The following is a 17072-nucleotide window of genomic DNA, read 5'->3' as shown; positions in this document are numbered from 1 at the left end:
TATGATTCTTTATTACTCTCGCACAGTGATAGGAACCCGTAAAGGGTTCCTGGTAATTGAGTTGAACCGATATTTAACCGAGATAACTTGAATGTTAGTGGAAAGCGTCGTGCAAGCTGGCTATCTATTTGCAATAAAGGTGCAAATTCAGGCAAGCCAATTAAGCAGGAACTTATGTTGGTTGAGTCTGTCACTGTTTTGATCCAATTACAGACATCAATATTCATCTTCCTCGATACCTTTTGCATATCAAATAAATGATGGAATTCATCCATAAGGATCAGTTCCGTTTCACAGAGCTTTAAGAGATAGCACAAACGTTCTGTCATCTGTGCTGTTGTTCCAGAAAGAGGTGCTGGATCATTCAAGGCTTTTAGCATCATGCCAGCAACAGATTTAACTGTTGCTGGCGATGGGATTTGTATATAGAACACAGGGACTACTCTTTTGGTGTAGCCATCTTCTTGTTTTTCATAACAAGGATTCTTTTTCAGGATTGCTTGTGAAAGTGTCGTTTTGCCAAGCCCACCTTCTGCAATAAGTAAGCTGCCAATAGGTTTCTGATAAGCTTTCGTCTGTTCTGCACAAGACGTAATACCGTCATAAGCTTTGGTAAACTCTGACGACGTAATAACCATGTTATTAAGCTTCTTACTCAACTCAAGTGCATCTAACCTATTCATCATCAAACTCCAATGTTCCAAAATCATCATCAAGGTTTGATTGATTCAGAAGATCCATTTCAGAAGAGGAGATAAATGTTGAAGCTGATGGGTCTATTGGTTGAGACACTGTACGCATATCTTGCTCTAAGAGATTCTTAAGTGTTTCAGGAAGCTCTAGTTTCAACTGCTTTAACTTCTTGTTTTTAGAGCAGGCATCTTTTTGAATACGTTCGTATAACTTCCATCGAGCGTACCATACGTGATGCTTTCCTAATCTTTGCTTATCTGCTTGAGATATCAGTTTAAGTTCCTTGCGAATTTCAAGATGTTCTTGCAGAGAGAGATTCTTGGTGTAATCAGGCTCTGTTGAGTCTGCTCGTATTACTTCATCAATTGATGAGTGTTTGACATATACGTGCTCTAAATTGAGCTCATCAATCATCACAGTAACGTCAGTTAAGCCATTTGCTTCAAGGGTTGCTAACGCATGCGAAAAGTAGGTCAAATATTCAAATTTGACTTGTCCTTTGTGAATTTTTCTGCTGATTGGGCGACGGGCAATAATATCTACTTCATCAGTTGATATGGTTAATGGTGGACAACTCTGAGAAGCATCTTCCCAAAATAGCATTGGTGCTCGTCCCGTCATTGAGTGGATTGAGCAGTGATATATATTATGAATCCATTCATCAACATATGATTTCAAATTTTCTAGGGTAACACTTGCATGTTTTTTTGAGTCATAGTCTCCCCGAGCTTTAGGATTTGAATATGTTGTACCTGGTAGTTGTTGAATTATGCCAAAAGTAAGCGTACCAAAAAAACGCTCAATATGGGCTTTATTATCTGGGTTCCTGTTTTGAGCTGGTTGAATTGTAATTTTCAAATGATTACAGATATGGCTTAGTGCAGAATTTTTAAACTCGACTCCATTATCTGGAACAATTAAGGAAGGAATGCCCCCAGGTAAATTCTGAGATGGCCGTAAAAGCATATTTTTTAATAGAGCTAAGGTGGTTGTCGCACTTGGAGGAAGCATACAAATGTAATAGCCAACAATAGCTCGGGTATGCACATCAATCGCACAACTTAGATAAGGACGTCCAAGGGGAAGTTTCGTTGTCGAATCAATAATAATAATGTCTAGAATATGAGTATCAATTTCAACAAGCGATAGGATAAATGGGCTTTTTGTCTTTCGTCCTGCTGCTTTAAGAAGTTGTCTAGCTGTATGAGCTCCCTCGTTTCCTTTAATAAGTATATATGGATCATATAGTTTGAGCTTACGTTGGATTGTTCTAGTGGATGGTGGTTCCTCCTTCATGTCTTGCTCTAACATTTTTTGATTGATACTTACCTCAATATTTTGTACTGTTAGCGCAAGAGTTTCATCATTGATGACTTCATCTATAGCACTGAAGATAATTTGCTCCATTTGTGCTGTAAATCTGAAGTATTTATTGCCAGGTCTTTCTTTATAAAGATTAAGTAAATTATGGTCATTTTCTAGATATCTGCGAACCCAACGTACTACTGTTGATGTACTAGGAGGGAAAGGGTCATCTATCTTTTTAGCAATTTCAGGAATTACAGCTCCAATTTTTTTATGAGAAAAGTAGTCATCTAACGTGGTAATAATCACTTTTATATAGTTTTCAGCTCGTCTAGTCTTATCAAGTAATTGATCATTGAGTAAGAGCTTATGGGGAGCAGAGGTACATTGAATCTCTCCAGTTTTATATCTTTCAGAAAAGCTATTAATCGGGATATTACTTATTTTTCCACCATTCACTGCGGAAAAACGAACTACATTGTTGTGTACATAGGTCACTTCAAAATTTGTATCTTTAAAAGAAAAACGTAGACCCACTTGAGGAATAAAATCAGGAAGAGTCATCTTAGATTCCTCCTTGTTTATTATTTGGCGTATTAAGCTTTATATATTTATGAAAGATGAGAAATTCCCCCAACTCCAAGGGCAAGCCATTGTTTTTTAATATGCTCATCAATTGGTTTTTAATCAGCGATGTACCAGGTGTCAGCAGGGATAGAGCAAATTGAATTTCAAAACTAGACCAGCTTCTTGCATGACTTCGCCGATTGTAATGCAGTAAGACTTTTACTTCCGCGTCAGAATACAATTCATGACGATCGACAATTTCAAAATTAATGCCGTTTGGAGCTAAGAGTGTTTTCAAACATTGATAACGTTCGATATCTTTCTGATCTAGAAACCTTTTTGAATGTTTAACTTCATGGAAAGCAATCTCTTCATCTGTATATTTGATGAGAAAGTCTGGATAAAGAAATTGATCTTGGCTTATTGGAATTTTTAAGGCTTGGGTACGATAGTATTTAACAGATGGATTTCGCTCAAGTTGTATTGCATGTGCTAATTCCAGTTGGCTTTCATAAGGAATCATTCCGTTATTCTTATAACTAGAAAATAGTCCTGTTCTTTTTCCTACACTGCCTTGACTAATATGTCGTTGACCATGCAAGACGCCATCAAGATCAGGTTTTTTATTGAACGCATCAACAATCTGCTGATGTAATGAGTCTGGGAAATTGTCCCATGCATTATTTGTAAAAATATTCATGATATATCTTCCATATATGCTTCATTCGATGTGCACTTTTTTGTTTTTTAGGGACGATAAAATTCGTTCTGTAAAAACAAAATGCCAGTGCAACTCTTGACGAATGGCTCTACACGGAAGATACTTGGATTACCACATCTCTATATGATCTTATCGTGTAGAGCCAAGGACCCTACGGGGTCCGTTTTTATTTGTGCTTTATGAAATTCTTGTTACAGCGTCTCCTTAATTTTTTCGAAAGTAAAATCGGGTTCTATAATCCCATCTTTTAAACCAAGTTTGACCGCAATCTGATGGCTTTTGCCACGGGTAGGTTTATGCTTAGCATTTAGAACTTGGTATACCTGCTTTGGAGAGAAACCATTCTCTCTAGCCCATTCAGCAATTGATAATCCTCTGATTTGTAAAGTTTCTTTGACTTCATCAGGTGTTCTCATAAAAAATGCCTTACATAGAAATATGTCTATATAGGTTTATTTATATACAAGTTGAGAGAGGGTATCAAGTTTGATTTGTTTTTAACTCATTGTTTTTTCAATATTTTATGTATTCTATTGAATGTCTGTGTAGACTGAAATAATAGTAAGCCTTTATATATTTTAAGAATTTTACATGATAAAATTCATCCTATTTAGTTTACTTTATTTATATGATGATTGGCCTTGACCTATTTTCAGGTGCTGGTGGAATGTCACTAGGTGCCATGCAGTGTGGTGTGAATGTCAAATATGCTGTAGAGATTGACCTAGAGACAGCTACAACATTTAAAAATAATCATCCGGAAGTTGATGTTTTAAGAGCAGATATAGGGGATGTAGATCATAAATATTTTTCGGACTTGATGATAAGAACTGAGCCTTTAATCATTTTTGGTGGGCCCCCATGTCAAGGTTTTTCAACATCTAATCAAAGAAATAGAAATAGTAGTAATAGTAAGAATTGGCTATTTTTAGAATATTTACGGTTAGTAAAAGCTTTAAAACCTGAGTGGGTCATATTTGAAAATGTAAAAGGTATTTTAGAAACAGAAAAGGGACTTTTTTTTAATTCTATTGTTCAAGGTTTCGAGCAGTTAGGTTATGGAGTTCAACATTTCGTACTTAACTCTGCAAATTTTGGAGTTCCTCAGATAAGGAATCGACTTTTTTTAATTGCATCTTTGCAGAAAAAGGAAATACAAATTCCCGAACCCCAATCACAGATAATAACGGTTGCAGAGGCATTGTCCGATTTGCCAATAGTATCTAATGGAAATACTGTTTGTGAACAACAATATTCAGCTTTACCTATTTCATCTTATGCAAAAAAAATGAGAGGAAATAATGAAACTTGCTTTAATAATTTAGTAACTAGAAATGCATCCCACATAATTGAGCGTTATAGATTTATTCCTCAAGGTGGAAATTGGGAAAATATTCCTAGAAAGCTAATGGGTAATTATAAAGATGTTTCTAGATGCCATACTGGTATTTATAGAAGGCTGAAAGATTCAGAACCATCTGTTGTAATTGGGAATTTTAGAAAAAATATGTTAATTCATCCTTGGCTTGATAGGGGACTGTCTGTTAGAGAAGCAGCAAGATTACAGTCATTTCCAGATAGCTTTATATTTAGTGGAACTATTGGTTCCCAACAGCAACAGGTGGGGAATGCGGTACCCCCCTTATTGGCAAAAGTAATCTTTGAACAAGTAATGAAATCTGAGTATAAATAATGACAAATTTGCTATTACCTTTAGAAAAGCTGTTGCAACAGAAAGCAACCAGTTGCAATGAGGGTTTTCCCCGCATACCAGGAAATTACTTTACTCAATATAATGAACTTGTTAACCAATTAAAATTAAATTTTTACCCAAAAATCGATGCTGGTTTATCTGCCAACTCACCTGATCATAGTTTCTATACAGCACATAATTCTGAACACTTTGATGAAGTCGTTCGATATGCTGGAGAACTTTTATCAATAGGTAGTAACCTAGATGGTATTAAATTACAGCCTTATGAAATATATGTGTTATTAGTTGCAATAAGAGTACATGATGTAGGTAATATTTTGGGAAGGGAAGAACATGAGAAAAAATGTTTCTATATCCTTAAAACTTGTAATGCTGGTGGGATTGATGTTGCCGAGAAGAAAAAAATTGCAGGAATCGCTCAAGCACATGGTGGTAAAACCACATTGGGTGATAAAGATACTATAGGGGCTTTAGATGAAAAGAACTCTATAGGTAGCATTACTATTAGACCGCGTCTACTTGCTGCATTAGTCCGTTTTGCAGATGAAGTTTGTGAAAATAACAGTCGAGCTACAGATTTAAATACCGTTCCAGATCAAAGTAAGATTTACCATGCTTATGCTGGAGCTATTACTGGAAATAGCTTTGATGGAAAATGGATAAATCTTGAGTTTATGATTCCTCAGAAATTAGCTAAGGAAACTTTAAATTCTTATAGATATCAAGAAGTAAGAAATGATGATGGAAGCTGTTGTAAACAGGAAGTAATAACACCAGTGTATTTATTAGATGTAATTTTCGATAGATTAGAAAAAATGAATAGAGAAAGAACATATTGTAATCGTTTTATGAAGGATGTTGTGTATGTTGAAGGTATTAGAGCAAAAATTGAGATAGTTGATGAGGATCATGATGTTGTTAAGTCTTTAAATCCTATTGAACTAACAGAGCAAGGTTATCCTGGTGAAGATACAATATTACATTCGTATCGAGAAAAATTTAATGGCCATTTGATTTCTCAGGAGTTGATGAATAAACATGAATAAAAAAATATCAGAAATAGAGAAAAATCCATTTTCCGTTTCTACTCCAGAAAATTTATCAGCAGCAGAAATTGTTAAATTATTTGTTCCTTATCCTGAGTTTGAAAATTTACAAAATAGTGGTCATCAATTTTTAGATGGTCATAGGGGGAGTGGAAAGAGCATGATGTTGCGTATGATGTGCCCCGATTGCCAAGAAATTGTACATCATGGTATGGATAATATCCCTTATTTCTCAGTTTATATTTCTATTAAAAAAACAAATATAAATAACCCAGAATATGTGAGAATTGAGAACGAATTAGGTGGGATAGTTATATCTGAACATTTACTTAGTTTGATTTTTATTTCAGAATTATTTTTAAGTTTAAAAAACTTTACTACTAAAAAAATTGAAATAGATAATAATAAAGATGATTTGATTGATTTTATTTCTAATGATTTTTGCAAAATATTACTTATGTCTGGGTGGGATGGTGATATTAATATTGATGCAAATTTATCTGTAGATGATATTTATAATAAAGCAATTAGTATTTTAAATTTGATTTATGCAAGTACTATGCAATATATAAAAAGGAGAGCTTTTGTAAATAATGATGTTCCATATACAGGGGTATTGTTTGGCTTTCAAGATACTTTACTCCCCTTGATCAAGGTATTAAGAACTTATAATATATTGCCTAATGAAAAAATTTACTTTTTGATAGATGATGCTGATAACTTAACACTGCAACAAACAGAAATTTTAAATACATGGGTTTCTTATAGATCAACAGACTATATTTCTTTAAAAATATCTACTCAATTAAATTATAAAACTTTTAAGACTGTATCTGGAATTTCTATTCAGTCCCCTCATGATTTCTCAAAGATTCAGTTTACTTCCATACTTACTGGTTCAAAGAAAGTTCGTTATCCAGAGTTAATAAAAAAAGTTGTTGAAAAAAGATTAAACCTTTATGGGTTGGAAAATATAACTGCTGAAGAGTTTTTTCCTGTTGATGAAAAGCAAGAAAAAGCTATTAAAGAAATTGGAGAACAATTAAAAACAAAATGGGCTGTAGATGGGCGAGGTTATCGAGCAAATGACGATGCTTACAGGTATGCTCGACCAGAATATATTAGGAAGATGTCTGGTATTTCAAAACAAGGACATCGATATAGCTATTCTGGATTTGAACAATTGGTGCATATATCGTCAGGTATTATAAGATACTTTTTAGAGCCTGCTGCCTACATGTTTGCAGAACAATCGGAAAAAAATGGTATTCAATATGATTTAATAAATCATATTGAACCGTCTATTCAAGATGAAATAATTAGAAAGGAAGCTAAGAAGTTAGCTTTTGATAGTATTGATGAGATAGCGAGTGACAATCAATCTTTGACCGATAGTGAAGATCATTTAATTAAAGTCAAAAAACTTCAGAATTTAATTTGGGGGCTGGGTGAAATCTTTAAAACCCATATTCTAGACGAGAATGCTTCACAACGCAGATTATTCTCTTTTACGATTAGTGGTGACTCAACTCTATTAAAACCTATTTTACAGTTAGGTGTAGAGCATGGATATTTTTATACAGATGTAAGAGGTTCTAGAGATGGTCTAGGTAGTGAAATTAAATATGTACTCACTAGAAGACTAGCAGCAGCATTTACTCTAGATCCCATCGGCTTTTCAGGAGATAAGTCATTATCTGCAAGTAAATTACTTGAACTATGTATTAATCCTAAGGCATATACATCGCAACTTAGGAAAAAAGGTGTAGATGCGCTGGAAGAAAATGGTCAAATTTCTTTTTTTGAAGGTGATAATCTTGAATAAAGTGCTCTTAAGTGAATTACAAACAAAGCTAATTATTAATCAAGGTATCTTTATTCAAGGTATTGGTTTTGATAAACGTTGTTTGACAGTTTTAAAAAATATTCAAGCTTCCAAATTTCATAAAATTATTGGTATTCAAAACTTGCATTCTAGATCTAAAAATATAGAACATGAAGTTGAATTTTTAAGTTTAGCTGGAGATCGTGCTCTTGTTGTTGGTGATAGTAGCAAAACTGTTATGGGATTAGTTGATGAGCTATCTGATGCTCTAAAGAAAATAGAGCTTTTATCTGCTAAATGCATATTTTTTGATATCACATCATTATCTCATGAGATTTTAGTTGTATTAGTTGGTTTATTAAATGAATTAAACTTATTGAAGAATACAACATTTTTATACACTCAGGCTAGTCAATATGGAAGTTGGCTTAGTAAAGGTGTGAATGAAATTAGATCAATACTAGGATTCTCTGGGTTGATGTATCCTTCAAGGAAATTGCATTTAGTTGTATTGCTGGGTTTTGAGTTGGAAAGAGCTGAGCGAGTTATTAATTCTTATGAACCAGCTAAAATTACTCTAGGAATTGGAAAAAAAGATCAATCTATTTCTAATGATCTATTTGATATTAATAATAGTACCAAATTGGAAATTGAGAACTTAATATTTTCATCGGGTTTGGATATTGATGATATAGATCATCTAGATTTTTCTTGTTTAGATCCTTATTTGGTTAAAAATCAACTATTGAATTATATAGAGGGTTTAAGTGATAAGGATGAATATAATTTTATTGTAGCGCCTTTGAATAATAAAATATCAACTTTAGGAGTTGCGTTTGCTGGTTTAGATAATCAGGATATACAAATTTGTTATGCTGAGGCAGAGGAGTATAATTACGATAATTATGTGGAAACTAATAACTTTGTTTCTATTTTAAAATTTAAGTAATATTTTTTATAATGAGATAATTGTATACCTTATTTGATATTTCTTAAAAAATATAACTTAAAGTGAAATAAAAAATCCGACATTAAGTCGGATTTTTTATTTCAGTGTCATTACATGTGTCGCGTAATGTCGTTACATGTGTCGTAAATGTCAACTTATGTGTCGCGTGACGGTGACGCACGTTTATTACCAGCTTAAAGCGCCGCCAGTTTGATAGTCTGTTACACGTGTTTCGAAGAAATTCTTCTCTTTACGTAAGTCCATCATTTCAGACATCCACTGGAATGGATTGTTCACACCAGCAAACTGCTCAGGTAAACCTAACTGAGCTAAACGACGGTTACAGATGAATTTCAAATATTCTTCCATCATCGCAGCATTCATACCCAATACACCACGTGGCATAGTGTCACGAGCATATTCGATCTCAAGCATTGTTCCTTCAAGAATCATTTGAATGATTTCTTCTTGGAATTCAGCAGTCCACAAGCTTGGGTTTTCAATCTTGATTTGGTTAATCATATCGATACCAAAGTTCAAATGCATCGATTCATCACGTAAAATGTATTGGAATTGCTCAGCAACACCATTCATTTTATTACGGCGACCCATAGACAAGATTTGGCTGAAACCACAGTAAAAGAAGATCCCTTCAAGTACGCAATAGAAAGCAATCAAGTTACGAAGCAAGATTTGATCGTTTTCAGGTGTACCTGTTTGGAAAGTAGGATCACACAAAGACTGAGTATATTTCAAACCCCAAGCCGCTTTACGCGCAACTGAAGGAACCTCACGATACATATTGAAGACTTCGCCTTCATCCATACCTAAAGATTCGATGCAGTATTGGTAAGCATGTGTATGAATCGCCTCTTCAAATGCTTGACGCAAAATGTATTGGCGGCATTCAGGGTTAGTAATATGACGGTAAATCGCCAGTACTAAGTTATTGGCTACCAATGAGTCAGCAGTTGAGAAGAAACCTAAAGAACGCATAACAATAGTACGCTCATCTTCAGTTAAGCCATTTTCAGACTTCCAAAGCGCGATGTCATGGTTCATGTTGACTTCTTGTGGCATCCAGTGGTTTGCACAACCATCTAGATATTTTTGCCAAGCCCATTCGTATTTGAAAGGCACAAGTTGGTTTAAGTCAGCGCGACAGTTGATCATGGCTTTATCATCAACTTGTACACGTTGCGCACCCATTTCAAGCTCTTCTAAACCCGGTGCAACATCTAAGCTTTCTAAGGCGTGAGATGCTCTTGCCAACGAATCGGTTGGATTTGTTGCTCGACTTGTACTGGTTCGAGCGGGTTGTGCAGCTGCCAAAGTCTGCGATGGCTGCTTTGCATCAGATACCATCTGCGAATCAGTCGTTTTTTTCTGTTCGACGGGCGCAGGCTGGTGAGCTTGTGCAGCTTGTTTCGGTTCATCATCTTCAAAATCGTCCCAACTAAGGATAGACATCGTTGTTCTCTCTTCGTTGTTTATATCTGTGTTCGACATCTCTTAAACGAAGATGTCACTACTATACGCTTATTCTGTGTAAGCAAAATTAAGTTTTGCCGATAGTTGAACTGTTCTTATGCGAAAGAACAGATATCTACACTACTTATTTTGATTACGCTTTTGCTGTTTACGGATTGCAAAGAACGCATAGACCGCAGGTACGTAAAAAATTAAAAAGGCTAAGATCAGTGCGATTACGCCTAACTCGTAGTTATGACTTAAATGGAACATTTCTTAGCCTCTTTGAAAACCTCTCCCTAACCCTCTCCTTAGAGGAGAGGGAACTTATCATTTAATGAATATCTTGATAAATCCCCCTCCTTTTAGGAGGGGTTAGGGGAGGTCAATTAAAAATTACTGGCAAGCTTCACAATCAGGATTGTCGATTGAGCATGCCATAGGTACAGGTGCTGCTTGACCGAAACCATCTTCCTCAACAGCAACTTCAGCTTTAACTTCTGGAGCAGCTATAACAGGAGCTGTAATCGTTGTTGGTTTAACAGCGTTTAATGCACCTGTGTTAATGGTTGATTTCTCAGCAGATGTTGCACCTAATGCACGGAGGTAATAAGTGGTTTTAAGACCACGTAACCATGCCATTTTATAAGTGATGTCCAACTTCTTACCATTTGCACCAGAGATGTAAAGGTTAAGAGACTGAGCTTGATCAATCCATTTTTGACGACGAGACGCAGCATCTACGATCCAACGTGTATCGACTTCAAATGCAGTTGCAAAAATTGCTTTTAACTCTTCAGGAATACGGGCAATTTTCTGTACTGAACCTTCAAAGTGTTTCAAGTCATTGACCATTACAGAGTCCCAAAGACCACGATCTTTTAACGCACGTACTAAGTACGGGTTGATCACTGTAAATTCACCTGAAAGGTTAGATTTTACATAAAGGTTTTGGAAAGTTGGTTCAATTGACTGAGAAACGCCACAAATATTAGAAATAGTCGCAGTTGGTGCAATCGCCATCACATTTGAGTTACGCATACCATCTTTTTGAACTTTGGTACGTAATGTGTCCCAATCCAAACGTTGTGTACGATCAACTTCAAACATACGTTCAGGACGAGATTTCGCGACGATGTCTAAAGAGTCGATTGGTAGAATCCCTTGATCCCACAATGAGCCTTTAAATGTTGAATAAACACCACGTTCAACAGCTAAATCGCTCGAAGTTTGGATCGCAAAGTAGCTAATCACTTCCATAGATTCATCAGCAAAGTCTACAGCTTCATCTGAACCATAACCCATACCCAATTCATATAAAGCATCTTGGAAGCCCATGATACCCATACCCACTGGGCGGTGTTTTAAGTTTGAATTACGCGCTTGTTCAACAGCATAGTAGTTGATGTCAATCACGTTATCGAGCATACGAACAGCAGTCTTCACTGTACGAGCCAATTTTTCACGGTCTAATTGACCGCCTTGAACGTGTTGAACAAGGTTAATTGAACCTAAGTTACATACTGCAATTTCATCTTTATTGGTATTTAAAGTGATTTCAGTACATAAGTTTGATGAATGTACGACACCTACGTGTTGTTGTGGTGAACGTAAGTTACATACATCTTTAAATGTGATCCATGGATGACCTGTTTCGAACAGCATAGACAGCATCTTACGCCATAAGTCTTTCGCACGAATTTTCTTATGAAGCATGTTGCTTTCTTTGGCAATGCCTTCGTAGTACGCATAGCGTTCAGCGAATTCAACACCAGTCAAATCATGTAGGTCAGGTGTTTCAGATGGTGTGAACAATGTCCATTCAGCATCTTCAATCACACGTTGCATGAATAAGTCTGGAACCCAGTTTGCTGTATTCATGTCATGGGTACGACGACGGTCATCACCTGTGTTTTTACGAAGCTCTAGGAATTCTTCAATGTCTAAGTGCCAAGTTTCAAGGTATGCACATACTGCACCTTTACGTTTACCACCTTGGTTTACTGCAACAGCTGTGTCATTGGCAACTTTAAGGAACGGTACAACACCTTGTGATTTACCATTGGTTCCTTTGATATATGAATTCAATGCACGAACTGGTGTCCAGTCATTTCCTAAACCACCCGCCCATTTAGAAAGTAGGGCATTGTCACGCATCGCACCATAGATGTCATAAAGATCATCTTGGATTGTCGTTAAATAACAGCTAGATAACTGTGGACGTAGTGTTCCTGAGTTAAATAATGTCGGTGTAGACGCCATATAATCGAAGCTAGACAATAAGTCATAGAATTCAATTGCGCGGTCTTCACGATTTTCTTCATTTAACGTCAGACCCATCGACACACGCATGAAGAATAATTGCGGTAGTTCGAAACGCACATCATTTGAATGGATAAAATAACGATCAAATAAAGTTTGTAGACCTAAATACGTAAACTGGTTTGAGCGTTCAGGTTTGATCGCAGCAGCCAATTTAGCAAGGTCAAAGTTTAAAAGTTCTGGAGATAAAAGTTCGAGCTCGATCCCTTTTTTCAAATAAGTTTCGAGTGCATCGCCTTCTATCGTATCTGTCGCTAAACCTAAGAATTTAAGACCTGTTGCAACCAAGTCGTCACGCAGTAAACGTGCAGTCACATAAGTATAATTAGGTTCTTGTTCAATACGGGTACGAGTCGCCATCATCATCGTGGTTGAGATGTCTGACTGTTTTACACCGTTATATAAGTTTTTAACTGTTTCATCGACAATGGCTTGAACATCAATCCCTTCTAAGCCTTCACTTGCTTTTTCAATCGTGGCTTGAAGTTTACCTAAATCTAGAGGTTGAAGCTGACCATTCGTATCTAAGATTTGTAGGGTCGGATGATGATGAGCACCCGTTTGTTTACGTGCTTCAGAACGTTGTTCACGATAGATCACATAAGCACGTGCAACTTTTTGTTCGCCAGTACGCATAAGCGCCAATTCAACTTGGTCTTGAATTTCTTCAATGTGAATTGTGCCACCAGAAGGTAAACGGCGATTAAAAGTATTCATAACCATTTCTGTTAATTGTGTAATACGGTCATGAATTCGGCTTGAGTCAGCACTTTGTTGGCCTTCAACAGCTAAAAAAGCTTTGCCAATTGCTACAGAGATTTTTTCTGCATCAAAAGCGGCAACGTCACCAGTGCGTTTAATCACTTGCAGTTGACCTGGGGTTGTAATGGCGTTCATTGTCAGCGTAGCTCCATTGTCATCATTGTTATGTTTATGGACCATTTGAATCGGACTGATTACACAAAAAATGTTGTCACGATATTTGAGGACTAAACACAATACTTAGTGGTTTAATTTAATTTAGAACACAAGATACGGTAATTTTTAAGGTAGATCAATATTGACATTTTAAGAATGTTTTATCCCTAAACAGTAAATTTTTATTTGCTTCTTTCTTCCTAAAAGAACCGTTTTTGTTATATGCCTTATTTGACAAGGGCATAGCATAACAAAGTCTGCAAAGAGTGCTTATAGATAAGTGTGTGGATAAGTCAAAAAGCGATAAACTGTTTAGACATAATATGAACAATGAAATATTTTGTTTAAAAAACTATCTGGTTAAAGCATGTAAACGAGAATTGCGGAAGTATGACGGTTTATGGAAGGAAAATGCTCATAATTCAATAATTAATAAAAATATAACAAATTGATGCACTCATGTATCAGTTTGGTGAATGAGGTCTTGTTTACATTGTAAACGTGTGTATATTGCAAAACATAGTGTGTTGAATCTGCGAGATTTGTACGCAGATACCGAAATTAAATACAGGGGCAAATAGATGAGCCAAGAAGAAAAGTTACCTAAAATTCTAATCGTTGAAGATGATGAGCGTCTGGCTCGCTTGACTCAAGAATATTTAATTCGCAATGGATTAGAAGTTGGGGTAGAACCCGATGGTAATCGTGCTATCCGCCGAATTATTGCTGAACAGCCTGATTTGGTTGTACTTGATGTCATGTTACCGGGTGCGGATGGCTTAACGGTTTGCCGTGAAGTACGTCCACATTATCATCAACCGATTCTAATGCTCACAGCACGTACCGAAGATATGGATCAAGTGCTTGGTTTGGAAATGGGTGCAGATGACTATGTCGCTAAACCTGTACAACCTCGTGTTTTACTGGCACGTATTCGTGCTTTATTACGTCGTACAGACAAAGCACCTGAAGACGAAGTGGCACAGCGTATCGAATTTGATGATCTCGTGATTGACAATGGTGGACGTTCAGTGACATTGAATGGTGAATTGGTAGACTTCACTAGCGCTGAATATGATTTGTTATGGTTATTGGCTTCAAATGCAGGGCGTATCCTTTCTCGTGAAGATATTTTTGAGCGTCTACGTGGTATTGAATACGATGGTCAAGACCGTTCAATCGATGTGCGTATTTCACGTATTCGTCCAAAAATTGGTGATGATCCTGAAAATCCAAAACGTATCAAAACAGTACGAAGCAAAGGTTATCTTTTTGTTAAAGAAACCAACGGTCTTTAAGCGATTTAAACCCTTCCTGTGCCATTCCTTTTAAGGACAACTTCGGTGTCAAAACACAGCATATTCCTGCGTATCTACGCAGGACTTGTTATTCTTGTGGTTTTAGTTGCGTTATTTGGTTATTTGTTGGTGCAAATCATCAACTATCAACGTGCGCAAGAATATCGTGAATCATTGACAGATGGTATTTCGTTTGTCATTAGTGAAGGTGTGGCACGTCAGCAAACTGAACAGCAGCGATTGGATTGGATTTCCGATGCGTCTGATTTATTGGAATTGCCCATTTATTATTTGGATGCGCAAAAAGTCGATTTGTCGCGCACTGAAGAAAAACGCATAGAAAGCCAAAAAGCTGTTGTACGTTACGATGCTGAACTCGGGGTTGCTTATTTGGTGATTGGGATTCGCAATGATCCTAAACACTATTTGTATATCAAAGTAGATCAAATTGGTGAACGTCAAATGAAGGCCTTACCTGTCTTTATTTTGGATTATTTGGTTTACTACCCTGGGCAAGAACGAGAATATCTTAAAAAAATTCAACAGCATTTTTACTATGATGTTGGTGTAGAAAAAATTTCTCAGCTGAATCTGGATTCTGAGCAAATCGGGCGATTACGTTCAGATCAAAGTGTGATTCTATGGCGAGATAGTGCTACAGCACGTGGTACAACCATCTCTATTGTTTCTCCTTTGCCTAACTCACCTACTGATGTATTGGTGATGGGGCCAGTGCCGATGTTTAATTGGATGCCTGTTAAACTTGCAGCAGGTATTACATTGCTGAGCATGTTCTTATTATGTTTAGGTGTTTATGGTTTGATTGTGCCGATGCAACGTAAGTTGAAACAGGTCAATGAAGCCTTAGACATTATGAAAACAGGTGATATGTCGCAACGTGTTCCTGTTGAAGGTCATGATGAAATGGCAAGCTTGGCAACTAGTTATAACAGCATGTCTGACCATATACAGCGTTTGATTGAAGCTCAACGTGAGTTGATGCGAGCTGTGTCACATGAGTTGCGTACTCCTGTTGCACGAATACGCTTTGGTATGGAAATGCTCGCTGATGAAGAAGATTATGAGTATCGCCTACAACAAGTTGAAATGATTGATAAAGATATTGAAGCATTAAATACACTTATTGATGAAATCATGACCTATGCGAAGCTAGAACAGGGCACGCCATCTTTGGATTTTGAAAAAATTGCGCTAGTTGATGTTTTACAGCAAGTTGCAACTGAAACTGAAGCATTAAAAACCCAAAAAATGATTCATTTAAATCCACTTGCTCAAGAAGTTGTTGTGGATGCAGAACGTCGCTATTTGCATCGTGTGGTGCAAAATTTAGTAGGTAATGCAGTGCGTTATTGTGACAATCGAGTCAATATCAGTGGCGGTATTGACCATCAAAAAAATATGGCATATGTCTGTGTTGAAGATGATGGGCCGGGAATTCCCGAAGAAGATAGAAAGCGTGTTTTTGAGGCCTTTGCACGTTTGGATGACAGTCGTACACGTGCTTCGGGTGGTTATGGTTTAGGCTTATCAATTGTAAGCCGAATAGCCTATTGGTTTGGTGGCACGATTCAGGTGGATCAAAGTCCAGAATTAGGTGGTGCAAGATTCACCATGTCATGGCCAGTCAATCGCTTTAAAAAGAAAAAAGTTTGATCGTGAATCCAAAATCATTCAAGTAGTGTTTGAATTGACGAAGCTTGTAAATTCAAAATAAATAAAAAGCGCCGAAGAGATTTGGCGCTTTTTTAATAGATTGTTAATTTAATATCGGGCTGATTATTCCAAAAGCGTTGCATCTGGTGCGATAAAAGGTTTGCCTTCTTTTAATGCTTCCAATGCATCTGCATTAAAATCTATCAATAAGCTATTTTGCTCAGCATCAATTTTAAAACTGCTGATAATTTTTTGATCACCATTGATTGTGTCGATGCGATATTCATCTGCAATATTGAGAATACCTTCTAAATTTGTGGTTGTTGCCGCTAAATCTTGGCGAAAAAGTTCGTAAATATCTCTTAAATCAAAAATTGCGTTTTGAGCATCAGGATGCTTTTTGACATAGTTTTCAATATGACGAACCATTAATTGAGCAAACAGAAAATAATTGGGTTTACTTGAGAATTCCACGTTGTTCAGCTCCTAAGTTATAGGTTTAAAATTATTGATTTCAAGTTATTGGTTCTTAGCATACACATGAAAATGATGGAGTGTTGTATAAAGTTA

14 protein-coding genes are annotated in these 17072 nt (G+C 36.4%); 6 read left to right on the top strand and 8 right to left on the bottom strand.

What is annotated here, in order from left to right; all coding sequences use genetic code 11:
- The 4 genes from CDA10_RS01575 to CDA10_RS01560 all read right to left on the bottom strand — a co-directional run.
- Positions 1 to 683, bottom strand: a 683-nt coding sequence (locus tag CDA10_RS01575; protein ID WP_089603762.1) for a TniB family NTP-binding protein, incomplete at its 3' end; no start/stop codon positions are given.
- Complete coding sequence (locus CDA10_RS01570; RefSeq protein ID WP_089603761.1) at positions 676 to 2562, bottom strand: Mu transposase C-terminal domain-containing protein; 1887 nt, start codon at positions 2560 to 2562, stop codon at positions 676 to 678. The genes CDA10_RS01575 and CDA10_RS01570, both read right to left, overlap by 8 nt.
- A 1-nt stretch (position 2563) precedes the next feature.
- Positions 2564 to 3265 carry a TnsA endonuclease N-terminal domain-containing protein gene (locus tag CDA10_RS01565; RefSeq protein WP_089603760.1) on the bottom strand — a complete coding sequence of 234 codons (702 nt, stop codon included), beginning with the start codon at positions 3263 to 3265 and terminating at the stop codon, positions 2564 to 2566.
- Between the two features lie 212 nt (positions 3266 to 3477).
- A complete protein-coding gene (locus CDA10_RS01560) occupies positions 3478 to 3702 on the bottom strand; it encodes a DNA-binding protein (protein WP_032030639.1) in 225 nt (74 codons plus the stop codon).
- A gap of 212 nt (positions 3703 to 3914) precedes the next feature.
- Between CDA10_RS01560 and CDA10_RS01555 the strand changes: the two genes are divergently transcribed.
- Genes CDA10_RS01555 through CDA10_RS01540 form a run of 4 tightly spaced genes read left to right on the top strand, consistent with a single transcriptional unit; the run spans position 3915 to position 8820 of the window.
- The gene (locus CDA10_RS01555) at positions 3915 to 4979 is read left to right on the top strand and encodes a DNA cytosine methyltransferase (RefSeq protein ID WP_089603759.1); all 1065 of its coding nucleotides are present in this window, start codon (positions 3915 to 3917) and stop codon (positions 4977 to 4979) included.
- Complete coding sequence (locus CDA10_RS01550) at positions 4979 to 6046, top strand: HD domain-containing protein (RefSeq protein ID WP_089603758.1); 1068 nt, start codon at positions 4979 to 4981, stop codon at positions 6044 to 6046. Before CDA10_RS01555 ends, CDA10_RS01550 begins: the two co-directional genes overlap by 1 nt.
- Positions 6039 to 7871 carry an ORC-CDC6 family AAA ATPase gene (locus tag CDA10_RS01545; RefSeq protein ID WP_089603757.1) on the top strand — a complete coding sequence of 611 codons (1833 nt, stop codon included), beginning with the start codon at positions 6039 to 6041 and terminating at the stop codon, positions 7869 to 7871. The genes CDA10_RS01550 and CDA10_RS01545 overlap by 8 nt, the downstream gene beginning before the upstream one ends.
- Complete coding sequence (locus CDA10_RS01540; protein WP_157909333.1) at positions 7864 to 8820, top strand: hypothetical protein; 957 nt, start codon at positions 7864 to 7866, stop codon at positions 8818 to 8820. Before CDA10_RS01545 ends, CDA10_RS01540 begins: the two co-directional genes overlap by 8 nt.
- Before the next feature lie 186 nt (positions 8821 to 9006).
- On the opposite strand, the gene CDA10_RS01535 is transcribed toward CDA10_RS01540, so the two are convergent.
- From CDA10_RS01535 to CDA10_RS01525, 3 genes are all read right to left on the bottom strand, one after another.
- Positions 9007 to 10290, bottom strand: a complete 1284-nt coding sequence (locus CDA10_RS01535) for a ribonucleotide-diphosphate reductase subunit beta (protein WP_089603755.1) — start codon at positions 10288 to 10290, stop codon at positions 9007 to 9009.
- Positions 10291 to 10431: 141 nt separating this feature from the next.
- Positions 10432 to 10563, bottom strand: coding sequence for a preprotein translocase subunit YajC (locus tag CDA10_RS01530; RefSeq protein ID WP_089603754.1), 132 nt, complete (start codon positions 10561 to 10563; stop codon positions 10432 to 10434).
- A 123-nt stretch (positions 10564 to 10686) separates the two neighbouring features.
- The gene (locus CDA10_RS01525) at positions 10687 to 13554 is read right to left on the bottom strand and encodes a ribonucleoside-diphosphate reductase subunit alpha (RefSeq protein ID WP_089603753.1); all 2868 of its coding nucleotides are present in this window, start codon (positions 13552 to 13554) and stop codon (positions 10687 to 10689) included.
- Between the two features lie 557 nt (positions 13555 to 14111).
- On the opposite strand from CDA10_RS01525, the gene bfmR reads away from it, so the two are divergent.
- A complete protein-coding gene (gene bfmR / locus CDA10_RS01520; protein ID WP_010115106.1) occupies positions 14112 to 14828 on the top strand; it encodes a response regulator transcription factor BfmR in 717 nt (238 codons plus the stop codon).
- A gap of 45 nt (positions 14829 to 14873) precedes the next feature.
- Complete coding sequence (gene bfmS, locus CDA10_RS01515) at positions 14874 to 16502, top strand: sensor histidine kinase BfmS (RefSeq protein ID WP_089603752.1); 1629 nt, start codon at positions 14874 to 14876, stop codon at positions 16500 to 16502.
- Positions 16503 to 16625: 123 nt separating this feature from the next.
- On the opposite strand, the gene CDA10_RS01510 is transcribed toward bfmS, so the two are convergent.
- On the bottom strand, positions 16626 to 16931 hold the full coding sequence (locus CDA10_RS01510; RefSeq protein WP_167374937.1) for a hypothetical protein: 306 nt from the start codon (positions 16929 to 16931) through the stop codon (positions 16626 to 16628).
- Positions 16932 to 17072: the final 141 nt, after the last annotated feature.

Source organism: Acinetobacter piscicola, from assembly GCF_002233755.1.
In the GTDB taxonomy this organism is placed as follows: Bacteria; Pseudomonadota; Gammaproteobacteria; order Pseudomonadales; family Moraxellaceae; genus Acinetobacter; species Acinetobacter piscicola.
The sequence above is the reverse complement of the archived record's forward strand: the minus strand, read 5'-3'. Positions and strand labels throughout refer to the sequence as shown.